Source organism: Blastococcus sp. SYSU DS0669 (assembly GCF_054050895.1).
In genome coordinates this window covers 205,131-227,044 of record NZ_JBJHAE010000003.1, presented here as the reverse complement: position 1 = coordinate 227,044, position 21,914 = coordinate 205,131, and the positions used below count along the sequence as shown (strand labels likewise).

Annotated in this window: 21 protein-coding genes and 1 pseudogene; 7 read left to right on the top strand and 15 right to left on the bottom strand. The window is 72.3% G+C overall.

What is annotated here, in order from left to right; translation table 11 throughout:
- Positions 1–20: 20 nt before the first annotated feature.
- From ACI792_RS05830 to ACI792_RS05815, 4 genes are all read right to left on the bottom strand, one after another.
- Positions 21–233: a hypothetical protein gene (locus ACI792_RS05830; RefSeq protein ID WP_456601755.1), complete on the bottom strand. Its 213-nt coding sequence runs from the start codon at positions 231–233 to the stop codon at positions 21–23.
- A gap of 235 nt (positions 234–468) precedes the next feature.
- Positions 469–876 (bottom strand): hypothetical protein, encoded by a 408-nt coding sequence (locus tag ACI792_RS05825; RefSeq protein WP_456601754.1) that lies wholly within the window; start codon positions 874–876, stop codon positions 469–471.
- A gap of 382 nt (positions 877–1,258) precedes the next feature.
- The gene (locus ACI792_RS05820) at positions 1,259–1,459 is read right to left on the bottom strand and encodes a DUF6186 family protein (protein ID WP_456601753.1); all 201 of its coding nucleotides are present in this window, start codon (positions 1,457–1,459) and stop codon (positions 1,259–1,261) included.
- A complete protein-coding gene (locus tag ACI792_RS05815; RefSeq protein WP_456601752.1) occupies positions 1,456–1,842 on the bottom strand; it encodes a hypothetical protein in 387 nt (128 codons plus the stop codon). Before ACI792_RS05815 ends, ACI792_RS05820 begins: the two co-directional genes overlap by 4 nt.
- Before the next feature lie 2 nt (positions 1,843–1,844).
- Between ACI792_RS05815 and ACI792_RS05810 the strand changes: the two genes are divergently transcribed.
- The gene (locus ACI792_RS05810; protein ID WP_456601751.1) at positions 1,845–2,561 is read left to right on the top strand and encodes a CPBP family intramembrane glutamic endopeptidase; all 717 of its coding nucleotides are present in this window, start codon (positions 1,845–1,847) and stop codon (positions 2,559–2,561) included.
- Between the two features lie 35 nt (positions 2,562–2,596).
- On the opposite strand, the gene ACI792_RS05805 is transcribed toward ACI792_RS05810, so the two are convergent.
- Positions 2,597–2,770: a hypothetical protein gene (locus ACI792_RS05805; protein WP_456601750.1), complete on the bottom strand. Its 174-nt coding sequence runs from the start codon at positions 2,768–2,770 to the stop codon at positions 2,597–2,599.
- Between the two features lie 2 nt (positions 2,771–2,772).
- Positions 2,773–3,435, bottom strand: coding sequence for an alpha/beta fold hydrolase (locus ACI792_RS05800; protein ID WP_456601749.1), 663 nt, complete (start codon positions 3,433–3,435; stop codon positions 2,773–2,775).
- 357 nt (positions 3,436–3,792) lie between these two features.
- Here ACI792_RS05800 and ACI792_RS05795 point away from each other — a divergent pair, with 357 nt between their 5' ends.
- Positions 3,793–5,727 carry an acyl-CoA dehydrogenase family protein gene (locus tag ACI792_RS05795; RefSeq protein ID WP_456601748.1) on the top strand — a complete coding sequence of 645 codons (1,935 nt, stop codon included), beginning with the start codon at positions 3,793–3,795 and terminating at the stop codon, positions 5,725–5,727.
- Between the two features lie 158 nt (positions 5,728–5,885).
- On the opposite strand, the gene ACI792_RS05790 is transcribed toward ACI792_RS05795, so the two are convergent.
- Positions 5,886–6,200: a hypothetical protein gene (locus tag ACI792_RS05790; protein WP_456601747.1), complete on the bottom strand. Its 315-nt coding sequence runs from the start codon at positions 6,198–6,200 to the stop codon at positions 5,886–5,888.
- A gap of 419 nt (positions 6,201–6,619) precedes the next feature.
- On the opposite strand from ACI792_RS05790, the gene ACI792_RS05785 reads away from it, so the two are divergent.
- Complete coding sequence (locus ACI792_RS05785) at positions 6,620–7,078, top strand: anthrone oxygenase family protein (RefSeq protein ID WP_456601746.1); 459 nt, start codon at positions 6,620–6,622, stop codon at positions 7,076–7,078.
- Positions 7,079–7,454: 376 nt separating this feature from the next.
- Here ACI792_RS05785 and ACI792_RS05780 read toward each other — a convergent pair whose 3' ends face one another.
- A complete protein-coding gene (locus ACI792_RS05780) occupies positions 7,455–7,649 on the bottom strand; it encodes a type II toxin-antitoxin system RelE family toxin (RefSeq protein WP_456601745.1) in 195 nt (64 codons plus the stop codon).
- Between the two features lie 402 nt (positions 7,650–8,051).
- On the opposite strand from ACI792_RS05780, the gene ACI792_RS05775 reads away from it, so the two are divergent.
- Positions 8,052–9,332 (top strand): M1 family aminopeptidase, encoded by a 1,281-nt coding sequence (locus ACI792_RS05775; RefSeq protein ID WP_456601744.1) that lies wholly within the window; start codon positions 8,052–8,054, stop codon positions 9,330–9,332.
- Positions 9,333–9,661: 329 nt separating this feature from the next.
- Here the strand turns inward: ACI792_RS05775 and ACI792_RS05770 are convergent, their stop codons facing one another.
- Together ACI792_RS05770 and ACI792_RS05765 are read right to left on the bottom strand one after the other, a co-directional pair.
- Entirely contained in the window at positions 9,662–10,633 is a 972-nt protein-coding gene (locus ACI792_RS05770) for an NAD(P)H-dependent flavin oxidoreductase (RefSeq protein WP_456601743.1), read from the bottom strand.
- A gap of 135 nt (positions 10,634–10,768) precedes the next feature.
- Positions 10,769–12,727, bottom strand: coding sequence for an alpha-amylase family protein (locus ACI792_RS05765; protein ID WP_456601742.1), 1,959 nt, complete (start codon positions 12,725–12,727; stop codon positions 10,769–10,771).
- Positions 12,728–13,117: 390 nt separating this feature from the next.
- Between ACI792_RS05765 and ACI792_RS05760 the strand changes: the two genes are divergently transcribed.
- On the top strand, positions 13,118–13,612 hold the full coding sequence (locus ACI792_RS05760) for a PIN domain-containing protein (protein WP_456601741.1): 495 nt from the start codon (positions 13,118–13,120) through the stop codon (positions 13,610–13,612).
- Positions 13,613–13,653: 41 nt separating this feature from the next.
- Here the strand turns inward: ACI792_RS05760 and ACI792_RS05755 are convergent, their stop codons facing one another.
- Positions 13,654–14,562, bottom strand: coding sequence for a CPBP family intramembrane glutamic endopeptidase (locus ACI792_RS05755; protein WP_456601740.1), 909 nt, complete (start codon positions 14,560–14,562; stop codon positions 13,654–13,656).
- A complete protein-coding gene (locus ACI792_RS05750) occupies positions 14,559–15,527 on the bottom strand; it encodes an NAD-dependent epimerase/dehydratase family protein (RefSeq protein WP_456601739.1) in 969 nt (322 codons plus the stop codon). The genes ACI792_RS05755 and ACI792_RS05750 overlap by 4 nt, the downstream gene beginning before the upstream one ends.
- Before the next feature lie 167 nt (positions 15,528–15,694).
- Between ACI792_RS05750 and ACI792_RS05745 the strand changes: the two genes are divergently transcribed.
- Complete coding sequence (locus tag ACI792_RS05745) at positions 15,695–16,327, top strand: TetR/AcrR family transcriptional regulator (RefSeq protein WP_456601738.1); 633 nt, start codon at positions 15,695–15,697, stop codon at positions 16,325–16,327.
- A gap of 718 nt (positions 16,328–17,045) precedes the next feature.
- Here ACI792_RS05745 and ACI792_RS05740 read toward each other — a convergent pair.
- Positions 17,046–17,405, bottom strand: coding sequence for a carboxymuconolactone decarboxylase family protein (locus tag ACI792_RS05740; protein WP_456601737.1), 360 nt, complete (start codon positions 17,403–17,405; stop codon positions 17,046–17,048).
- A 438-nt stretch (positions 17,406–17,843) separates the two neighbouring features.
- Positions 17,844–18,462: pseudogene (locus tag ACI792_RS05735) on the bottom strand (SDR family NAD(P)-dependent oxidoreductase).
- A 470-nt stretch (positions 18,463–18,932) separates the two neighbouring features.
- On the opposite strand from ACI792_RS05735, the gene ACI792_RS05730 reads away from it, so the two are divergent.
- The gene (locus ACI792_RS05730; protein WP_456601736.1) at positions 18,933–19,652 is read left to right on the top strand and encodes an SGNH/GDSL hydrolase family protein; all 720 of its coding nucleotides are present in this window, start codon (positions 18,933–18,935) and stop codon (positions 19,650–19,652) included.
- 663 nt (positions 19,653–20,315) lie between these two features.
- On the opposite strand, the gene ACI792_RS05725 is transcribed toward ACI792_RS05730, so the two are convergent.
- Positions 20,316–21,884: a molybdopterin-dependent oxidoreductase gene (locus ACI792_RS05725; protein WP_456601735.1), complete on the bottom strand. Its 1,569-nt coding sequence runs from the start codon at positions 21,882–21,884 to the stop codon at positions 20,316–20,318.
- Positions 21,885–21,914 lie beyond the last annotated feature (30 nt).

Sequence of the window (21,914 nt, the reverse complement as noted above, 5' to 3'; positions counted from 1 at the left end):
CCTGCGGGGCGCTGTGGCGGTCACCGGCGGATGCGGCCCGACCCGCCGAGGCCGTCGTCGTCCCCGTCCCCGTAGACGGCCGCGACGGGGTCGTACGCGGTGCGGGTTCGCGCACCGCACAGCAGGTTGAGGTCGTCGCGCAGCCGCGCGACGTCGAGCCGCAGCCGGCGCGCGTCCACGGTGTCCCCGAAGTGCCTCGTGACCTTGAGGCAGGCCGTTTCCAGGCCTTCCACGGCTTGACGAGCCGCGGCTACGTCCTGATCCAAAGACATCGCTGCCTCCAGAGTGGCTGCTGGCGCCGCCGGGAGGGACGCCGGACCGCAGTCGACCACGGACGTGGAAGGGAGGAAAGGGCCTCGGCTGCGGTACGTGTGATCTCGACCCGCCCTGCGGTCCTGGCGCCACCTGGAGGCGAGGTGAGTCGTCGGCCTCGCCGAGGAGGCACTTGGGCAGCGGCCGGCCGGCTGCTCACGCCGTCTGCAGGTTCTCCTCCTGCGCGGCGCACGAGATCCCGAGGGCCAGCCAGGCCACCCCCAGGGGGACCGACAGGAGCACTCGGTCGTCCTGCGCGTTGAACGGGAGAGACACGACGGCCGAGACGACCAAGGCCCAGCCCGACCAGCGCAACACGCCGCCGGCCCGTGTTCCGCCCACCCCCGTCAGGAGGGCGCCGGCGACCGGGACGAGCCGGCCGAGCGAGTCGGTGTCGTGCAGCCACCACAGCGGTGAGTCCCCTGGCAGAGCGGCATTGACGGCGATGCCCGCCGCGAGCAGCACGGCGCCGGCCCACAGCAGGGCAGCGCCGGCACGAAGTGCTCCCCGTCCCGAGGCCTTGGGGCCGCCCGCGAGGTGGCTCACCGCCACCGCGAGCGCCACGACGGACAGGAGGAAGAGCCAGGCGAGGTCCTCGCTCGGCCGGTTCGACCTCCCCGGGATACGGCAGTCCGCTCCCACGCAGCCCTCCGGACGAGCACTCAACCACAGGGCGTGGAGGGTCCAGATCGCACCGCCGAACAGGGCCAGAGCCGGTCCGGCCGACCACCTCCACGGCACAGGTCGCTCCCCTCTGACGGCGCACGGCCGCAACGGATCATGCCGCACCGACCGCGGATCACGAGCACGATGCGCAGACGGGACACCAGCCATCCCTGGCGGCACCCGCGCCGGGAACACTCGTCCGGTCACCGATGCGGTGTCGACGCGTCGGCCCTTCCCGGCTTCGGGAAGTGCCGCCCGGGGGCCGACCGGTGCAACCGGATCAACGGGCGAGGAAGTGGACGCCGAGCCAGAGCCAGGTGAGCAGGACGACGGCACGGCCGGGCGTCGTCCGCATCGCGGCGCGGACGGCCTCGCTCGCTCGGGCCGGACCGAGTCCGAGGCGGGCGGAGACCTCGAGGGCCAGAGCGACGAGGAGCAGCCCCAGGAAGCCGGCCGAGCTCGTGAGGTCGCCGTCCGTCATCGCCGGGGCCCGCGCCGCTCGCGACCGATCAGCCAGGCACCGACGGCCAGCCAGCACACGGTGGCGGCGCCGCGCAGCAACGGCTCGGCGAGGAGAGGGTCCGCGAGATCGCTCGCCGTCGGCAGCCCGTCGTCGGCGAGCGTCACCAGCTCCCAGGAAAGGGCGGCGATCACGAGGGCGAGCCACGGCAGCCCTCGCCGCCCCACCGGCGGAGCGGCCGCGCCGGACCGCCGGAGCAGCCCCGCGACGACCACGGCGGTGCCTGCGGTGCCGATCGCGAGGAGCGCACCCACCGAGAGCTCGCCCCAGGCCATGACCGCGGCGGCGCAGGACAGCGCTACGGCCACGGAGGTGAGCCGGCGCGCGGACGGGGAAGACCTCACGCGTGCATGCTCGCGCAGCAGGCCTCCGGGGCGGGCTCCTGTTCGCCGCCTCCGTCGCCGTGCTCCTCGGGGCCTGGAACAACGTCGTCATCACCCGGATGCCGGGCTACCCGCAGTCCTACGTCGCGGTGAACCTGGCGGCGACGGGCCTGCTCCTCGCGGGAGCGCGCTTCGCCCGCCTCACGTGGCAGGAACTGGGGTTCGACCCGCGTCGTGCCCGGGCCGGGCTGCGGTGGGGCGGGGCGTGCGTCGCCGTGGTCGCCGCCGGGTACGTGGTCGGACTCGCGGTACCGGCGGTCCGCCCCCTGCTGGCGGACGCACGGCTCGCGGACGCCGGCTCCGCCGAGGTCGCCTACCAGGCGCTGGTCCGGATCCCGCTCGGCACCGTCGTGTGGGAGGAGACGGCCTTCCGCGGCGTCCTGCTGGCGGCGCTGATGCGGCTGCTCTCGCCGCGCGCGGCCGTCGCGGTGTCGGCGGCGCTCTTCGGCATCTGGCACATCCGCCCGACCCTGAGCGCGGCGGCGGCCAACACGGTGGCCGGCGGGTCGGCGGGGCTGTTCACCGCCGTCTTCCTGGGCTGCGCCTTCACGGCGGCGGCCGGGATCCTCTTCGCCTGGCTGCGGCTCCGCAGCGGCAGCCTGCTGGCTCCCGTCCTCCTCCACCTGGCCACGAACAGCCTGGGCGCGCTGGCCGCAGCCGCGGCCCACCGTCTCGGGTGAGGGTGCCGCGCCGGCCGCTGCGGGCCGGCCCCGGACTACTGCGTGAGCTCGAGCAGCAGCGTGCGCAGCAGGTTCCAGCTCTCGCGGTCGGGCCCGTGGCCGCTCACGGCCCAGACCAGCTCGCCACGGGGCAGGCGCTGCACCAGCTCGTACGCGCTCACCGGCGGGCAGATCATGTCGTACCTGCCCTGCACGACGTAGACCGGCATCGTCAGCCGGTGGGCGTTGTCCAGGACGTGGTCCGGTGGCAGGAAGTGGCTGTTGGTGAAGTAGTGCGCCTGCAGGCGGGCCGGCGTCGCGTCGAAGTCGTCCGCGAACGGCGTCGGCGCGAAGCGGTCGTCCAGGTGCATGACGGCGCTGTCCGCCGTCGTGTAGGCGTACGCCGACTCCCTGCTCTGCGCTGCCACACCTCCGGGAAGAAGGTCCTCCAGCGGCCCTGGTTCAGCCACTCCGACTCCTGCTGCCGGCCGGTCAGCGATCCGTACAGCACGAGCGCCCGGACGCGTTCGGGGTGCGCCACGGCGAACGCCAGTCCCAGGCAGGAGCCCCAGGACCCGCCCATGAGGACGGCGTCGTCCACGTCGAGGTGGTCGAGGACCCGGACGATGTCCGCGACGAGGTGGTCGGTGGTGTTGTCCTGCAGCGACCCGTACGGCTCACTGCGTCCGACGCCGCGCTGGTCGCAGAACAGGACGCGCTGGCGCGAGGGGTCGAAGTACTGCTTGTAGTCGTCGCTGGCCCTGACGCCGGGACCGCCGTGGAGGAACAGCACGGGGGGCGCGTCCCCCGTGCCCCAGTCCTGCACGTGCAGGCGGTGCCCGTCACCGACCTCGACGAGCGTCTCGGGCACCGTGGAGCCGTCGACCGTCAGCATGGCACCTTCCGCACGGGACGAGGACGACGCACGACCGAAGCGCAGCGCGTCGTGGGCGTGCCTACCCGCGGTGGCGCAGGAGCTCGATCCCAGCCGGCACGCGAAGCCGTCCGAGGGAGTGCCGCAGGATCTGGTGGAGGACGAGGACGACTCCGCGCCGGCGTGACGCACGAACGGTCCACCGGTGCCGGCGCGGTCGACCAGGAACCGGTGCGGGGCTCCCGATCGGCGCGCGTCAGCTGGTGTCCGAGGGCCGATCCGCGACAGGCGCACACCCCTTCGGACGTGAGGCGCGGCGGCCGCGTAGGACGCGCCGAGATCCATTGCCGCACGAGGGCACAGGGTTGATCGTGGTGCATGGCGCCGCATCCCTCGTACGAGCAGTCGAAGCAGGTCGCCGAGGCCAGCCGTGAGACCGAGTGGACGAAGCCGTCCTTCGGCAAGGAGCTCTTCCTCGGCAACTTCCGCCTCGACCTGATCCACCCGCAGCCCGAGCTGGACCCGGCCGCGGTGACGGTGGGGGAGACGTTCCTCGAGCGCCTCCGTGCCTTCCTCACCGACCATGTCGACCCACAGCAGATCGAGCGCGAGGCGAGGATCCCCCCGAGCGTCATACAGGGCCTCAAGGAGTTGGGCGCCCTCGGCATGAAGATCCCCGTGGAGTACGGCGGTCTCGGGCTGAGCCAGGTCTACTACAACAGGGCCCTGGCCATGGCCGGCACCTGGCACTCGTCGATCTCGACGCTGCTCTCCGCGCACCAGTCGATCGGCCTGCCCGAGCCGCTGCGCCTGTTCGGCTCCGAGGAGCAGAAGCGCGAATGGCTACCCAGGCTGGCCAGGGACCACATCTCGGCGTTCCTGCTGACCGAGCCGGACGTCGGCTCGGATCCGGCGCGGATGAGCACCACTGCGGTCCCGACGGATGACGGCACCGGCTACCGGATCAACGGCACGAAGCTGTGGGCGACCAACGGCGCCATCGCCGACGTGGTCGTGGTCATGGCCGTCGTCCCGGAGTCCGACGGCCACAGGGGCGGTATCACCGCGTTCCTCTGCCCGTGCGACCGCGAGGGCGTCACGGTCGAGCACCGCAACCAGTTCATGGGCCTGAAGGGCATCGAGAACTCGGTGACGCGCTTCGACGACGTCGTCGTCCCCCGTGAGGACGTCATCGGCGGCGAAGGCAAGGGGCTGCGTATCGCGCTCACCACGCTGAACACCGGCCGCCTGTCGCTGCCGGCGTTCTGCCTGTCGGCGACGAAGTACTCGCTGAAGATCGCGCGCGAGTGGTCGGCCGAACGGAAGCAATGGGGTCAGCCCATCGGCAAGCACGACCCGATCGCCCAGAAGCTCGCCTGGCTGGCGGGGACGGCATTCGGCCTCGAGGCGGTGCTCGACGTGTCCAGCCGCCTGGCCGATGACCACCGCAACGACATCCGGATCGAAGCCGCCCTGGCGAAGCTGTACGCCTCGGAGCTCGGCTGGACCGCCGTCGACGAGATGGTGCAGATCCGCGGAGGGCGGGCCTACGAGACCGCCGAGTCGCTCGCCCGGCGCGGCGAGAAGCCGGTGCCGGCCGAGCAGATGTTGCGGGACATGCGCATCAACCGCATCTTCGAGGGATCCACCGAGATCATGCACCTGCTGATCGCCCGCGAGGCCGTCGACGAGCACCTGAGGGTGGCGGGGGACCTGGTGCTGGGCGACTCCCGTCTGGCCGACAAGGCGAAGGCCGCCGCGAGGGCAGGGGCCTTCTACGCCACGTGGTTGCCGACGCTGACCGTGGGAGCGGGTCAGCGGCCCGGCTCCTTCTCCGAGTTCGGGCAGCTGGCCAAGCACGTGCGCTACGTCGAGCGCCACTCCCGCAAGCTCGCGCGCTCGACCTTCTACGCGATGAGCCGCTACCAGGGGCGCCTCGAGCAGAAGGGTCACCTGCTCGGCCGGATCGTCGACATCGGTGCCGAGCTCTACGCGATCGCGTGCGCGTGCGTCTACGCGAGCACCATCGGGCGAGAGCGGCCCGACCGCCGGGACGAGGCCATGGAACTGGCGGACCTGTTCTGCGGCCAGGCCCGACGTCGGGTCGACCGGCTGTTCGCCGACCTGTGGGCCAACGACGACCACGCTCAGTACAGGGCTGCCCAGAAGGTCCTCTCCGGCCGATACGCGTGGTTCGAGGAGGGGGTGCTCGACCCGGCGGGCGAGGGTCCGATGATGCCGACGCACGCCCCGCCGGCCGCCGAGCAGTTCCGGGCGTCTCCGGCCCCGGTGCAGCTCGAGGCCCCGCGGTAGGGAACGGTCGCGGCCGGTGGTACCGGGCGCGCCGTGGAGACGGGGCAGGACCTGCTGAGGCCTCGGGTGTGCAGTCCGGGCCGACCGGGTTCGGTTCTCCTGCGGAGGGCACCCTGCACAGCTGGCGGCAGCAGCCGCTGCTCGACGGAGCGTCCCGGTCAGGCGCCGGGCGACGTCAGCTCTGCAGGAAGCTGCGAGAGTCCCCTGTGCGCGTCATCGAGGTTCATGCAGGGCACCATCGATACCCGCGCCTTCACGCCCAGGTACAGGGGTTCGGCGATGGCCGGCATCTGTGAGGGATCGGCCATGTCGAACACCACGGTCATGGCCCGTTGGCCATCCTCGTCATGGAAGTAGGCGGCTTCGGGATCGAGCTGCTTCACCAACTGCTCCAACATCTGAGCGACGGACCCGTTGCGGATGGCCTCGTTTCCCGCCTCGGTGTCGATGACCGCCCTGAGCATCATTCTCATCGGGCCCTCCCGGTGTGTCTGGGGCAGCCACAGCCTCCACCGCGCACTGACGGTGGAGTAGAGGCCATGGACTCCGTCCATTCCGTTCGCAGGCCGGCGGCGCGCCGCGATCACCGCTGTCGTCCTTCGTGGCGCTCGAGCCGACGATCACCGTCGGAAGGGGGGCCGGCCCCAGTCGTCGTGTCACTGCCGCAGGTGTCGTCCACTGAGCACCGCCTCAGCGGTGCCGGAGAGATGCGCGGTGACCGCGCCCCCGCGGGGCCGACGTGCGATCGCGATCCGGTGCCGCCGGGCAGATGCCCCGGCAAGGGTGTCCGAGGGGTGGCTCGCTACATGCGCGCACGGGTTCCCGCGGCCGGGAACCGACACCGCATGGATCAACCTGTTGCTGATGCGACGGGGGGTGGATAGTGCCCGGCGTGGTCGCGCGTTTCCTTGCTCTTGTCTCAGCCGTCCTGGCCGGGCTCCTGGCGGGCGGCATGCTCGTCATCGACGTCGTGCTCCTCCCGTTCTGGCGCGGCGTGCCGCCGGAACAGTTCCGCACCTGGTTCGCCGCCCACTCCGGCCGGATCCGGAGCCTGATGATTCCTCTCGCCGCGGGCTCAGCCGCCGTCAACGCAGCGTCGGCCGTCGTCCAGACGGGGAAGGGCCCTCGAGCTGGGGCGGCGTCCGTGGCGGCGGGAGCGGCAGCGGGCGTCGTCGCGATCACCATCACGGTCAACGAGCCGATGAATCACCGGTTCACGGCGGAGCACCTGGCCGACGCCGAGACCGCATCCTTGCTCGAGAGGTGGGCACGGTGGCATCACCTCCGGGTGGCGCTCGGTGTTGTTGCGACTGTCGGAGCTGCGTCGGTTCTGATGGACCGGAAGTCCTGAGCTGACGTCTCGTCCGGTCGGAGGCCACTGCGGTCTGCCAGGAGGAAGGCCCCCGGGCGAACCAGACCCCGGGTCACCCCGCCTCGCGATCGTTGGTCCGACTGGTCCCGGTGCGGGCAGCCAGGACTCTGCGGGTCCGACCCCCCGGACGGTGGGCGGCGGCTCTTCTGCAGTCCACCTCTCGGCCGTGCAGCAGTCCCGCTGACCGTCCGGCCCGGTGAATGCCGTGCAGCCCGGAGCGCCTGGCGCACCGGACGACGCGTCGGTCTGCAACCCGCTGCGACCAGAGGCGACCGGCGACGGTGAGCGCGCCGTTCCACGGCCTCCGCGTGGCTCACGGGCGGCACCCAACCTCACCCGCCGGCGCGGCACGTCCTCAGCCGTATCCATCGGCGCGGTGAGAGATGCGGAGAACGCCTACCACCACCTCGTCGTGCATGGAGTAGATGACCCGGTCCTGGCGCCGCCGGACCGACCACGAGCCCTCGGGCTGGAGCCGTAGCGGCTTGCCGACGCTGTGCGGATCCTCGGTCAGCGGGTCGTAGAGGAGGTCGACGACGGCAGCCGCCACCGCGTCATCGTCGGCTCGGCTCCGGTCAGGCGTTCTCGAGAACCGCCCGATCCGAGTCATCGACGAGGAACCGCGGGCCAACACCCCCGCTGGACGATCGTGGCGTACCGGCCCTGTACGACGGCCGCTTGACTCCCTACATTCCGTATCAGCGGACTGGCCGTACACGGAACCCGCCGAGGGCGGGACCCGGTCGACTCCGCTGGGTGGGCAGAGACCATGCTCGACGCGACCGCTCCGGCTCGGAGGCGTTGGTGGGCATCGGCGTGCGGCGCGGTCCTCCTGCTCGCCGGGTGCACCTCGTCGCCGGAGGAGACGTCGTCCCCGGAGGGCGCCGCGCGTGGGGGGCAGGTCCTCGGCTGCGCCACGGCCGAGCGGGCCGCTCCGGCGCCGGACCGGCCGGTGATCGACCTGGAGTTCCGGCTGGACGACGACCTGCGCACGGTGACCGGCACCGAGACGGTGACCTTCACCCCCGACCTGCCGGTCGAGGAGATGTGGTTCCGGCTCATCCCGAACGCCCCCCAGTCGGAGGGCAACCGGCTCAGCGTGGACGACGTCCGCGGGGACACGGTCACCGGCGGCGAGTACCTGGACGCCGACGCGGCGCCCGGGACCCCGGGCGGTCTGTACCGGGTGGACCTGGACACCGCCGTGGCCGGGGGAGAAGCCGTGACGGTGGAGCTGGACTTCACCCTGCGCCTCACCGCCGGCCGCACCCCCGCCGGCTTCGACCGGCTCGGCGTCGGCGACGACGTGACCTGGTGGGCGGGCGGCTACCCGTCGCTGGCCTGGGAGCCGGCCGTCGGCTGGGCGCGGGACCCCTTCGTCGAGATCAGCGCCGAGACGACGACCACCGCGGTGGCGGACACCACCATCCGGGTCTCCGCGCCGGAGGACCTGGTCGTCCTGATGAGCGGCGACCAGGAGGAGCCGCGCAGCGCGGAGGCCGGGCGCCGGATGTGGGAGTCGCGGGAGCCCGTCGCCCGCGACGTCAGCGTGGCGGCGGGGGACTTCGACACCGCCACCGTGGAGACGGGGAGCACGGGAGTCACCGTCGGCGTGCTGCCGGGCGCGGAAACGTCGGCGGAGGAGCTCGCCGACGACACCCTCGACGCCATCCGACGGATGGAGGAGCGCTTCGGCCCCTTCCCCTACGACACCCTCACCGTGCCGCTGGTGACCACCGGAGACGGCGACGACGGCGGCGGAGAGGAGTACGCGTCGTCGATCGTGCTCGGTGGCGACGACTACGACCTGATCCTGCACGAGGTCGCGCACATGTGGTTCTACGGGATGGTGGGGAATTCGCAGTTCCGCGACCCGTGGCTCGACGAGGCGTTCGCCAGCTTCTCGGAGTCCCTGGGGCCCGACCCGCACACGCACGAGGAGGAGCTGCGGACCCGCGGGGACGTGGGTGGGTCCATGGGCGACTTCGACGATCAGGACGAGTACGAGGACCTCGTCTACAGCAAGGGTGCCGCGGCGCTGGAGGCTGCCCGGAAGGCGGCCGGCGAGGAGGCGTTCGACGAGGCGCTGCGCTGCTACGTCGACACCCAGGCGTGGACGATCGCCCACCCCGAGGACGTGGCACAGGCCTTGGCCGGGTTGGAACCGGCGCTGGACGTGCTCCTCGAGGCCGGCGCGCTGGATCGCCAGGATCTCGCGTCGGACGGTGGGTGACCGAGCTCGGACCGTTCAGGGTGCCGACACGCTCACTCGGCGCCAGGCCGATGCTCATCGACGGCGGACCACCGGATCATGCGGACCTGAGACTTCGGGCCGCAGTTCCCGGCCACACTGGCCTCGAGCCATCCTGCCAACCGGTCGGAGCCAGAGGCAGGTGAAGCCTGCCGACGGAAAGGCCGCGGGGTTCAACTCGCTGTCGGAGGGGCGATCGAGGAGCCGCCACCCCGTGGGCGGGAGGGAACACCGGGGCGCAGCACGCTGATGCCCCGTGTCCGCCAGGGTCGCCAGGACCTCGTGCGATCGTCCCGGCGCGGGGTGTGCGTTCAGCGACGTGCGGGCACGTTGCCGGGACCGAGAGCGGCCGTCAGGTCGCGGAGCACGTCGGCGGCCGGCCGGATGGCGGTGACCGCCCCCACGCCCGCGCCCGCGTACATCGCCATGCCGGCCACGTCTCCGTCGACGGCGGCAAGGGGTGGCAGGCCGGCACCGCGCGGCAGGGCCACCTGCCGGCCACCTGTCGTCACCGTCCCGACGACGTCGCCGTCCAGGTTCCGGGCGCGTTCGACGGCAACGCGCAGGACGCGGTGACGTGGGCGGGTGGCGCAGAGGGGGCAGTCCCGGCTGAACGTGCTGCTGATGACGGTGCAGTCGCCGGTGGCGTCGACGAGTGCCTGCTTGTAGACCGGGTGGGCAGCCGCTTCCGTCGTGGCGACGAACCGCGTCCCGATGCGTGCTCCGTCCGCTCCGGCGGCCATCACCGCCGCGAGGGTGGGGGCGTCGGCGATGCCACCCGCAGCGAGCACCGGGATCGGTACCGCGTCGAGGATCTCCTGCACCAGGGGCAGCAACGGCCGGTCACCACGCACGTGGCCGCCCGCCTCGTGGCCCTGTGCGGTGACGACGTCGCATCCGGCATCCGCTGCGGCGCGCGCCTCCTCCACCGACCCGACCTGCCAGCCGACCAGGGCGCCCGCCCGGTGCACGAGCTCCACCAGCCGCGGCGAGGGGTCGAACCAGAAGAAGTCGACCACACGCACGCGCTCCGCGGTTGCGGCGATGACCTCCTCGTCGGTGTCCTCGAGGAGGATGTTGGCCGACAGCACGCCGCTCGTCCGCCGTCGCATGCCGTCCAGCCGGCGGACGAAGGTCTCGGCCGGCACACCCAGTGCACAAACGCTGCCCAGACCTCCGGCGTCCGCGACCGCGACCGCCAGGTCCGGCGACGAGACCGCCCCCATGGGCGCCTGCTGGACCGGGACCGAGCAGCCGACCAAGGCCGTGAACCGCGTCTGCATGACGGCACCCCCTCGCGGACAGTGGCCTGCAGGAACGGTCGCGCTGGGGCGCGCGTGGGTCAAGCAGGTCCGTCCCGGGCCGGCGCCTGCCGGATCGCCATCCGGCAGCGGCTCAGGTCTCGGGTCGTCCTGTCCTCAGCCCTCGGCGAACCAGGCGAAGCCCAGACCCGGGACGACGAGGCGGCCCTGCTCGACCGGCAGGACACCGTCGCCGCCGTGCACCTGGCGGAAGGTGCCCAGCCCGGTGACCGTGTCGGCGTCGACGGGCTGGGGGGCGGGGCTGACATTGGCCAGTCCGAGGAAGGTGCCGTGGCGGGGGTGCCGGCGGCGCCAGACCAGCACCGAGTCGTTGCCGATGTCGAGCACTTCGGCGCCGACGTCGCCGGACAGCGCCGGCAGCGAGCGGCGGACGTCCCCGAGCCGGCGCAGCGCGGCGGACACGCGGCCCTCGACCGAGCCGGCGTCGGCGGCCCGGGCGGCGGCCTGCCAGTCCAGAGTGGGGCGGTGCATCCACCGGTTGTCGGGTGCGAGCTCGGGGTCGGCGAGATAGCCGTGGTCGTTGAGCTGCGCGAGCTCGTCGCCGGAGAACAGCAGCGGGATGCCGCCGAAGCCGTAGACGACCGAGTACAGCAGGACCAGGCGCCGGATCCCGGACTCGAGTGCCGCGTCGTCACGCCGCGCGAGAGCGTCCTCGATACCGCACAACGACGCCGTGGTCCCCGAGATCCGTGCGTCACCGGTGGCCTCGTTCTCCTGGAAGAGCGCGCCGCGGGCGAACGAGCCGGGAAAGCGGCCGGCGTAGAAGTCGCTGAGGAAGTGACGGTGCGCGGCGCCGTCGAGGCCGACAGCGGCGGCGTCCTCGTCGGTCACCGCCCACCCGATGTCGTCGTGGCCACGGACGTACGTGCACCAGGTCGTCGACGCCGGGACGGGGCGCATCCGGGCGAGCGACTGGCGGGCCAGCCGGACGTCGCCGGTCGCCAGGCTGCTCCAGAGCAGCACCATGAGCTGGTTGTGGTACGCCAACTCGCACTCGGGGCGCTCGCGCTCGTGCGCGCCGAGGTACCGGACGAGGTCGTCGGGGGCGACGATCGCCTCGGCCTTGAAGACGACGCCCGGGGCGGCCAGCCGGGTGAGCGCGTGCAGCACCTGCAGCAGCAGGTGGGCCTCGGGCTGGTTCTGCGAGGCCGTGCCGAGCCGCTTCCAGAGAAAGGGGACGGCGTCCATCCGGAAGACGTCGACGCCGCGGTTGGCCAGCCAGGTGATCTCGCCGAGCATCGCGAGGGTGACCTCGGGGTTGGAGTAGTCGAGGTCCCACTGGTAGGGCCAGAACGTGGTCCACACCCACGCACCCGCGCCGCCCAGCGCCTCGGGCACCCAGCTGAAGGAGCCCGGCGCCCGGTCGGGGAACACCTCGGGGATGGTGGCGTCGAAGGCGTCGGGCATCGTCCGGTCGGGGAACGCCGTGTAGAAGCCGGCGTACCGGGGGTCGCCGGCCAGCCACCCCTGTGCCCACGCGTGCTCCCGTGCGGTGTGGTTGAGGACCACGTCGATGCACAGGCTCATCCCACGGTCGTGCAGCGCGGTGGCCACGGCCTCGAGATCGGCCATGGTCCCCAGACGCGGGTCGACGGCGCGGTAGTCGGCGACGGCGTAGCCGCCGTCGTTCTCGCCCTCGCGCGCACGCAGCAGCGGCATGAGGTGCAGGTAGGTGGTGCCGAGGCCGGCGAGGTGGTCGAGCCGGTCGGGCAGCCGGTCGAGGGTTCCGCAGAAGCGATCGACGTAGCAGACGTAGCCCTGCATGCCCGGTGATTGGAACCAGCGCGGGTCGATCTCCCGGCGCCGGTCGAGCCGGCGGAGCCGCTCCGGCCGCTCGCCCGCGGCCGCCAGTGCGAGGCGCAGCGCCCTCTGCAGCACGTCGGGTGCCCGCTCGCCGTAGAGCTCCGACAACGCGGTCGCGATGTCGGGTAGCCACAGCTCGGCCCGGGTGAGGAAGGCATCGGCATCGGCCTCGCCGAGCGCTGCCACCGCGTCCTCGCCGAGCACCGCGCGGATATCGGTCGTCGACTGCTGCGTGGCTGTCCCGAGGGGCACGCCCGTCACCCCCACCGCTCGTCGTGGTCCTGGGGCCCATCGGCGTGCTGCGATGGCCGCTCCGTCCGGGGACATCATGCGACTGGTCACCGACGTCCCGCCGTGTCGAGGGCGTTGAGCCCTCATGGCCTCCGTCGCCGACGCAGGGCGCTCGGGGGCAGTCACGCCCACGAGGGGACGGCCGTCAGGCCCCGGGGCCCAGGCCAGCCGGCCGGTGCCGCCCGTCATGCTGGCGCAGGCTCAACGCGAGCTGAACACCAGCGGGGTGTCGGACACGGTCCGCGCCGCTCTGCGGCAAGCGGCGAAAGCAGCCGCACGCGCCCGGCAGGTGGCCTGGCTTCAGGAGGGTGGACTCGAGGCGATGGCGGATCCGCGCCAGCGGGCTGACGCGTGGCGGTGATCGCCCGGTTCCTCATCGACACCAGCGCGGCGGCCAGGATGCGGCTGACTGCCGTCGCGGACCGATTGGAGCCCCTCATCACCGGGGGTCTGGTGGCTAGCTGCGCCGGCCTGGATGCCGAGGCGCTCTACAGCACCCGCAGCCCGGCGGAGTGCGAGCAGGTGCGGGCCGACCGCCGTGCGGCGTACGAGTACCTCCCCACCGACGATGGCCACTGGCAACGGGCGTTCGATGCGCAGCGCCTCCTCGCCGGCACGGGGCGCCATCGAGCGGTTGGCATCATCGACCTGTTGACGGCGGTACTCGCGGCTGAGCACGGGGTGACGGTCGTGCACCACGACGCCGACTTCGAGGTGGCTGCCGAAGTACTCGAGTTCGAGCACCGATGGGTCCTGCCACGGGGAGCCGTGCAAGGGCTGTCGATCGGTGTGCATCAGCTGGTGTCCGAGGGGACTTGGGGATGGGGAAGATCATCGCCGGCATGACGTTGGTGACGCTGACGAATGACCAGTCGACGCCCCGCCGCTCAAGGCATCCGGGGCCCTCTTCCGCGTGCATGCCCGCGCGGGAGGCCCAGCCGCGCTCGGGTCGCACCCAGGACGAGCAGGCCGAGAACTGCGAAGGCGAAAATGTGCAGTGGTCCGGTACTCACCTCCGGATAGAGCCGCTGCAGCAGGCCGTCCCCGAGCATGGTGCCGCCGGCGACGGCATTTCCGCTGGCGTGGACGAGTCCGACCAGGAGAAGGCTCTGGGTCCGGTTGTAGCTCCAGCCGATGAGAGCACGGAACGGGACTGCAAGCAGGACCAGCAGGAGCAGGAGCAGGGGAGCGCCGGAGCCGGCGTTGCTCACGACCAGGGGAAGGTGCTGGAGTGCAAAGAGCGGAGCGGTGAGGAGGGCAGCGACAAGCGGGCCGCGCCGGTCCTGCAGGCGCGCCTGCACGAAGCCCATCCAGGCGACTTCCTCGCCGAGATTGCTTGTCACGAGGCCGAGGACGGTGGGAATGAGCAGGCCGACCACCACCGCCGCGCCCAACGCCGGGAGGGAGGTGCCTCGGGGGAGACCGAAGAGCGCTGCCGCGACCCCCACGGTCGTCAGCGGGACCACGACGAGTGCGTAGGCGTACCAGCCGGGACCGACCCGCACCGCGGTGATGCGCCGCCACAGCATCCGGAGGCCGACCGCGCCACCGGTGACGTGCGTGATGAGCAAGGTCGGCAGCAGCAGGCCGACGAGGTTGCTGGCGAGGACGAACGGCGTGATTGCGACGTCGACGCCGTTCAGGTGAGAGACCACCGGGATGAAGGCGACGGCTTGACCGACCGTGAAGAACCACAGGAGCAAGGCCGTGACCGGGTGGCGCCGAACCAGTTCGGGCAGCCTGCATGCCCGGTTCCGGGACGGCGGGGTGATGCCCGGGGCCCGGATGGTCGTCATCGTCCGACCGCTGCCAGGGGTCGGCTCGAGGTGTTCGCGTACCACTGCAGGGTTGCATCGATGCCATCGGCGTAGGAGGTGACCTGGCCGGGTCCGACGGCCGTGCGGTAGGCGGTGGCGTCGACGCTGTGCGGCTGCCGGAACTGGTAGAGCATCTCGGCGCCCTCCCTGAGAACGGGCCAAGCGAGCCCGAGGACGCGGGCGGTGGCCGCCCCCAGCCGCAGCACGTGGAGTGGTCGCTGCGCCTGAGCGGACAACAGGTCGAGGAACCCTCGTGCTGTGGTCGGTGACGGGGTCGGGAGGTGCCAGGACTTGCCGAGAGCCACCTCCTGCTCGCCTAGGTCGGCCAGCCCGTGCGCGAAGTCGTCGATGAACATGGGACCGAGCGGCTGATCCATGTCGCCGACCCAGAGGACCGGTCCCTTGCCCAGAGCCGGCCCGAACAGGTTGCGACCGAGCACGGACTCCACGGCGGGGCCGTAGAGCTCCGGAGCCCGCCCGATGACGGTCCGCACCCGGCCGCTGGTGTGCGCCGCCAGGACCCGCTCGGCGAGCCACGCGCGGAGCACGCCCTTGCAGCTCACCGGCCGGTAGGGCATGTCCTCTGTCATGGGCTCCGTGACGCGGCCGTACATCCAGGTGTCGTCGACGAACACCATCCGGGCGTCGGCCGCCTCAGCGCCGGCGAGCACGCCGTCGACGGCGGCCGGGAAGGCGTCTCGCCACTGCACGAAGGGCGGGTTCACCGCGTTGTAGACCACACCGGCGCCTCGGCAGACCTCCTGCATGCGGCGGGCGTCCGTGGCATCTGCAGCCATCACTTCCACGCCCGGGGGCAGCGCCATCCGGCCACTGCGGTTCACCGCACGCACGCGGCGGCCGCGTCCCACGAGCTCGCGCACCAGGGCGCGACCGGTACCGCCGCTGGCGCCGACCACCACGTGCACCTTGTCGGCGTCAGCCATTCCCGCCTCCTGCGGGGAACGGCCGCCCTTCCGGGCTCGAAGCACCGGTCCGGCCAGTGCGACACATGTGAGCCATGACCCCTCCGTAGATACGTTCCCGTGTCGTATGGGCGGCAGAGTGGCCCTGTGCGCGAGGGAACGCAACCGTTTCTTGTACGCTGGATGCCATGGTGAGCGCACCGCTCGGCAGGGCCGCGGGCGAGGCGACACCGCCCGCTGTCAGGCGGCGTCGGGGAGAGGTCCTCGAGGCGGCGATCAAGGCCTCCGTGCTCGACATCGTCATCGATCAGGGTGTCGGCGGCGTCACCATGGAGTCGGTCGCCGCCAGGGCGGGAACCAGCAAGTCGGTTCTCTACCGGCGCTGGGACGGCCGGGCAGCCCTGCTGCGCGACACCCTCGTCCCGCTGGCGATGTCGGCCATCCCGCACACGGACACCGGCAGCTACCGCGGTGACATGTTGGCCATCCTGCACGGCTGGGCCGACTTCTTCGCAAGCCCCGTGGGGGTCATCGGCCCGGCCATCGTCGGCGCCATGCCACATGATCCCGAGCTCGCCGAGGCGTTTCGCGAGGGAGTGATCGGTTGGCGGAAGAAGGCCATGGCCGAGACGCTCCAGCGAGGAATCGCGCGCGGGGAGGTGCGCTCCGACGTCCAGTTCGACATCGCGCGCGAACTCGGTCAAGCCGTGCTCTGGCACCGCTTCCTCGTGACGGGCGACCCGGTCACCCCCCACCTGATCGAACACGTCGTGGACGCCATTCTGCTGCCCTACGTCACACCGCCGCCGCCCTCGCCGTGAGTGTGGGGTCGGCCCGGCTCAGCACTTCTCGGACGACGACGGGGTGGACGAGGCGGACGATCGCCGAGTAGTGGCGGCCGCGCCCGCTGTTCGCCCGGACGGCGGTGGTTGGCCTGACTCGGCCGGTAGGTGACGGAGGGACATGCAGATGTCCGGGTGGTGTTCGTGGACGCCCTCCAGGATCTCGTCGTCGGTTCGTCCGAGGTCGCCTTCGCACTGGCGTGAGCCGGCGATTCGCGTCCGAGGGCGACCCGCTGCATGCGCGTGCGGCTACGACGGTCTGGCCGGCCATGTCGGGCAGACGGGCCGCTCGGGTCTGAACCCCCGAGGAAAGACGTCCTTCACCACCTCCGTGCGCGCGGGTTCACCGGCAACCCTCAGGAGCAGCGGCGTGAGGTGACCGGCCGTGGGCGCTCCACGACAATGGCCACCGCCCCTGCCAAGGAGCCGTGGAGGGTCGGGAGGCCCGAAGTTCGGACCGCGGGGACTGCTCCAGGCTCCGTTGACTCGCGGAGATGCCTCACGACTCGGTTGCCTGGGCGGCTCGGAGAGGTGCGGGCCTGCAGGTCGATGTGGTTCCTCCAGGCATCGAGGGGACGTGCCGACGTCGAAAGCAGGAGAACCCCACCGGTCCGACGACCGTGGGGTTCAACTCGGTGTCCGAGGGGCGAGACGCTACATACGCACACGCTTCCCGCCCTGACGAGATGACCTCGGGTCACCCCTGCTCGTGGTCTGCTTCTTCCGCGAACTCTCGGAAGGCCGCAAATGCGCGCGGGCCGTACACGGTGCCAGGTCCGCCGTTCATCGCGATGGCGACGCCTAGGGCTTCGGCAACCTCAGACTCGGAGGCGCCGGTGCGGACGGCCCCACGAGCGTGCGACGCGATGCACCCGTCGCACTCCTTGCTGACCGCGATGGCGAGCGCGATCAGTTCCTTCGTCTTCTCATCCAGTGCGCCGGCGGCGTATGCGGCGGCATGCAGCTGGCGGTATCCGTCATAGACCCCGGGGATCGCGCGACGCAGCGCGCGGGCCGGTTCGCGGAGTTCGTCCTGGACGGCGTGGCCGTGACCCATGACGTGATGGTGGCAGTTGCCGTACCGCAGTGCGCGGTGGCCCGGACGCTCGGTCCACCGGCGTCCAGGCCGACTCTGCTGCGCAACGTGCCACTCGGGGGCCCTTCGCCATGTCGGTGGCGCGGGCGGCCTCGACGACTGCTTGACGACGGCCTCGCCGAGGGCGTCTTCGCCACCCTGGGCACCAGCGCCTCCACCCGAGGCAGCGCAGCGGCTGCTGACCGGGAGGCGTCGACGACCGAACGAGGACGTCGAGAGCAGGTAAGCACAACCGGGGAGCGGCAGACGCACATCCGGCCCCGCCCAACGTGGCCGCGGCCACCTGTGGCGAATCGGGTTCAATGCGCCGGGCGGACCGGACGATGCAGCTTCCGAGGGTCAACGCGCATCGGGACGGGACCGGATCGACCCTGGTGCTCCTTCCGGGCCTCGCCAGTCTCATCGGCGAGTTCGGCACGGTGCTGCCGACGCTGGCCCGCCGGTACGAGGTGTTGACGCTCGACCTCCCCGGCCAGGGGGATCCGCCGCGCTACCCGCGCCCCTGCGGCCGACGCTGATCGGCAGGTCCGCCCGCTGCACCTCCATCCGCAGCGTTTCGGCGAATCCGTCGATGCCGTGCTTGGACGGGCTGTAGGCGGTCTGCAGCGGCGCGCCCCGCTTGGCCCCGATCGAGGAGATGTGGATGAGGGCTCCGCTCTTCCCCTTCAGGTGCGGGGGAGCGGCCATGGCGCCGTGAACCTGGCCCATGAGGTTCACGTCGATGACGCGCTGGAACTCCTCCGGTGTCGTCTCGTCGAACGGGGCGACCAGCAGGACCCCGGCGGCGTGCACCCAGGTGTCAAGTCCGCCGTACTCGGTCACCGCGCGCTGGGCCACGTCGCATCTGGGCGGGGTCGGTCACATCGGCCATCTGGGCCACAGCGTCTCCGCCGTGGGCCCGGACCTGTTCGACGAGCGACCGCAAGCCGGCCTCTCCTCGGGCGGCAACGACGACCTTCGCCCCGTTCGCGGCGAACCGGGCGGCGGTGGCGCGACCGATCCCGCTCGATGCGCCCATCACGACGACAACCTGGTCCCGTATCGGCTTCAACACTGGCTGCGGCATGACCCACCCCTAACCGCTGGCCCGCTTCCGATGGGCAAGTCGCGCGGATCTGGCACGGCCGACAGTGGACAGACGACGCGGCACGTCGGCTCCCGGGAGAAGCGCACCGCATCGGGAGTCCATGACGGTTGGTCAGCGCGTGAGCGAGGCTGGACTTCGGCCCGTCACGCCGCCGAAGACCCTCGGAAGCGTCCGGGGCGGAGCCCGTGCCCGTACTCGCGGAGCTACCGGAAATGACGCCTGAGGGGCCGCGGTGCTCCGGACAAGCCCCGCAACGGTGAGTCCGGCGAGCGCCATTGCCTCCGGCGGGTGACTGCGGTCGGTCCGCGGCCCGAGGGATCACGTGGGAGCCGGGACTCCGGCGCCGCACGACAGCCGCCCGGCAGGCGGTGGCGCCCGGAGATCACGAGCAGGATGGCCCCATGTCCGATGCTTCGCGCCCGTTCTACGTCGCCCTCGGCGACTCGATCTCCATCGACGACTACGCGGGCGGCCCCGGTCGGGGAGGGGCCAGCCTCCTCTTCCGCAACCGCGACGACGACTTCCCCGACTGGCGCGGCCGCGACCTCCTCACGGTCGACCCCGAGACCGGCTTCCTGCTGTTGGCCACGGATGGCGCGACCACCCGGACCCTGCTGCACGTGCAGCTCCCTCGCCTCGGGGCGTTGCCGGACCGACCCACGGTGGTCACCCTCACGATCGGGGGCAACGACCTGCTGTCGGTGTACGGGGACAGCGCCGGCGCTCAGCAGGTCATCGCGCGCGTGGAGGCGGCCGTCGACGGAGCGCTGTCCCAACTCACCAGTCTCGTGGCGCCCGGCGGTCGGATCGCCGTCGGGACCGTCTACGACCCGAGCGACGGCACGGGGGACGCCGTCAGGCTGGGGCTGCCGCCGTGGCCGGATGCGGTCGCGGTGATCGACCAGCTCAACCAGGCGCTGCGCGGCGTCGCCGGGCGGCACGGTGCTGCGGTGGCCGACATCGGGGGGATCTTCCATGGTCACGGGCTTCGGGCCGGTGATCCTGCGCGGACCGAGGCGCGACCGGGGGAGCGGGACCTGTGGTTCAGCCGCCTCATCGAGCCGAACGCCTGGGGAGCCGGCGGCGTCCGGGCGGCATTCTGGACGGCGTTGGACGTGTGACACGGACCATCCACCGGTAACGGTGGGAGGGGCGGTGGCTCGTGCGTTGCGCCGCCGTGGAAGGGTTCCGAATCCGCGGTCCCCGCGGGGGACCCCAGCAGAGCCCCGCCTCGCAACGCTGGCCGCCGTGCAGCCATGGGAAAAAGGAGAACCCCACGGGCACGAATACCGTGGGGGTTCAACTCGGTGTCCGAGGGGGGAGTTGGACACCGGCAAGTGGGAGCCGTCCCACCTGCTGCCTCCGGGGTGGGGGAGGAGCGCGGTGTGCGCGGCTTCGTGGGCATGGTCGGAACGTAGCGCGCCGGTCGGACGACACCGGGATCGTCATCCCGGAGGGCCTTGTCCGGCCCGGCGGATTCCCCTTGCACCGGATCGTCCCCTGACCAGTACGTGCATCAATGAAGCGGTAGCGCCCGTTGGCGGACGGAATCTCTGATCCATCTTCGCCGCACGCTAGATCGGCACGGGTGAACGCGGGCAGCGGGAGGCCGATGTCGCCGTGCAGCGACGAACTCTACGGTGGTGACTGGCTCGATGCTGACTCCCGGGGATGTCGTCGAGCGGCGCTCATGGCGATGCCTTCCCCCATGGTGGAGCGAGGTCCCCCTGCGGAGGACCAGGGGCGTAGCCGAGAGCCGTGTGGCGTGGCGGTGCTGACCGGGATCAGTCGGTCGCGCCTGCGGCCTGGCCGACGGTCGACCCGCTGGATCCGCGCTGACGCCATGCGGCGACGCTGCGCGTCGCCCAGGTCGCACGGGTGATGCACTCGGCGGTGAGCCGGCGCAGCGCGGCTCCGGCGGCGTGGCCGCCGACCTGCACGGTCACCGTGTGGATGCCGCGCACGCCGTTCGGAAACGGCGTGGCGATGCCCTCCTCCTGCCATCCACCGCTGGTCGTGCGGCAGCGGACCCTCAGCTGGTGTCGGCCCGGGGTTGCGGCCCAGGTGGCCGTCCAGGGCCGCCAGGCGTCCGGACCGAGGTCGACGCCGAGGGCGGCGTCGGTCCACGGGCCGCCGTCGACCTGCACCTGTACGCGGTCCACGCCGACGGGGGGTGCCCAGGCGTAGCCGCGAAGGGTGACCTGGCCGGGCGCGACGCGCCCGTGTGAGCCGGGTGCGTCGATGCGGGACGCGGGGTGGACCGGGTAGGTGCCGTCGGCCCAGCCGCGGGAGCCCCAGTAGGAGAGCGGCGGGGTGGCGCTGACGGTGAGGCGTCGGAGCCACTTGATGCTGCCGTCCTGGCCGTGCCGGCCGGAGACGAGCAGCCGGGCGGGGCTGCCGTGCTCGCGGGGCAGCGGCTGTCCGGCCATGCCGACCGCGAGGAAGCCGTGCCGGCGGGCCACGTCCAGCGGCAGCACGTTGGTGTAGCCGTCGACGGCCTCCGCGACGAGCCATCCGTCGTCGTCAATCACGCCGGCCCGTTCGAGCAGGTCGGCCAGGCTGATGCCGGTCCAGCGGGCGCAGCCCATCCGGGTGCCGCCGACCGGGTTGTGCACGCAGACCATCAGCAGGTCGCGCTCCTCCAGCGGCAGGGCCAGCACCTCGGGAAGAGTGAGCGACAGCGGTCGCTCCGCCTCTCCGTCCACGTCGAGCCGCCAGGCGCCGACGTCGGTGCGCGGCTCGGGCACCGTCACGTCGATGACGACCAGGTCTCCGGGTTCGGCCAGCAGAGGGGCGACGCCACGGTGTGCTGCGGTGTCGGCAGCGGGGACCGGCGGCAGCGGCCGGGCGGGCGCGGGTAGCCGCACCTGGTCGCGCAGCACGGCAGCGGCGCGGCGGCGGGCCCGCCCGTCGGTGGCCACCACCGGCGGACGCACGGGCAGCGGAGCGATCGCGGTCGCGGCGGTGAGCATGCCGGCGGCCGCCGCGGCGGCGGTATCCCGGGCGGAGGCGTCGCCGCGGCGGATTGCGAGGTATCCGCCGAGGGCGTGCGGGGCGGCGGCGACGGCGGCGCCGAGCAGCGGCCGTCGGCCGGCCAGGGTGGTGCCGGCCGCCGCGGCCAGGCCGCTCGTGCCGGCCGCGAGCACGGCCAGGCCGGGCTTGTCCGCCCGGCCGACGAGGGCGACGCCGCCGTCGACGAGCATCGCCGGTGCAGCGTCGACCAGGCCGCGGGCCAGGCCGGACGACGGTGAACGACCGCGGCGGGTGGCGGTGGCGGTGATCTCCCCGGCGGCGGCGGCCAGCAGCCCGGCGAGCAGCCCGACGGTGTGACGGGGAGGGTGCGAGACGGTCATCGGATGCTCCTCGGGAGGCCGGGCGGGTCG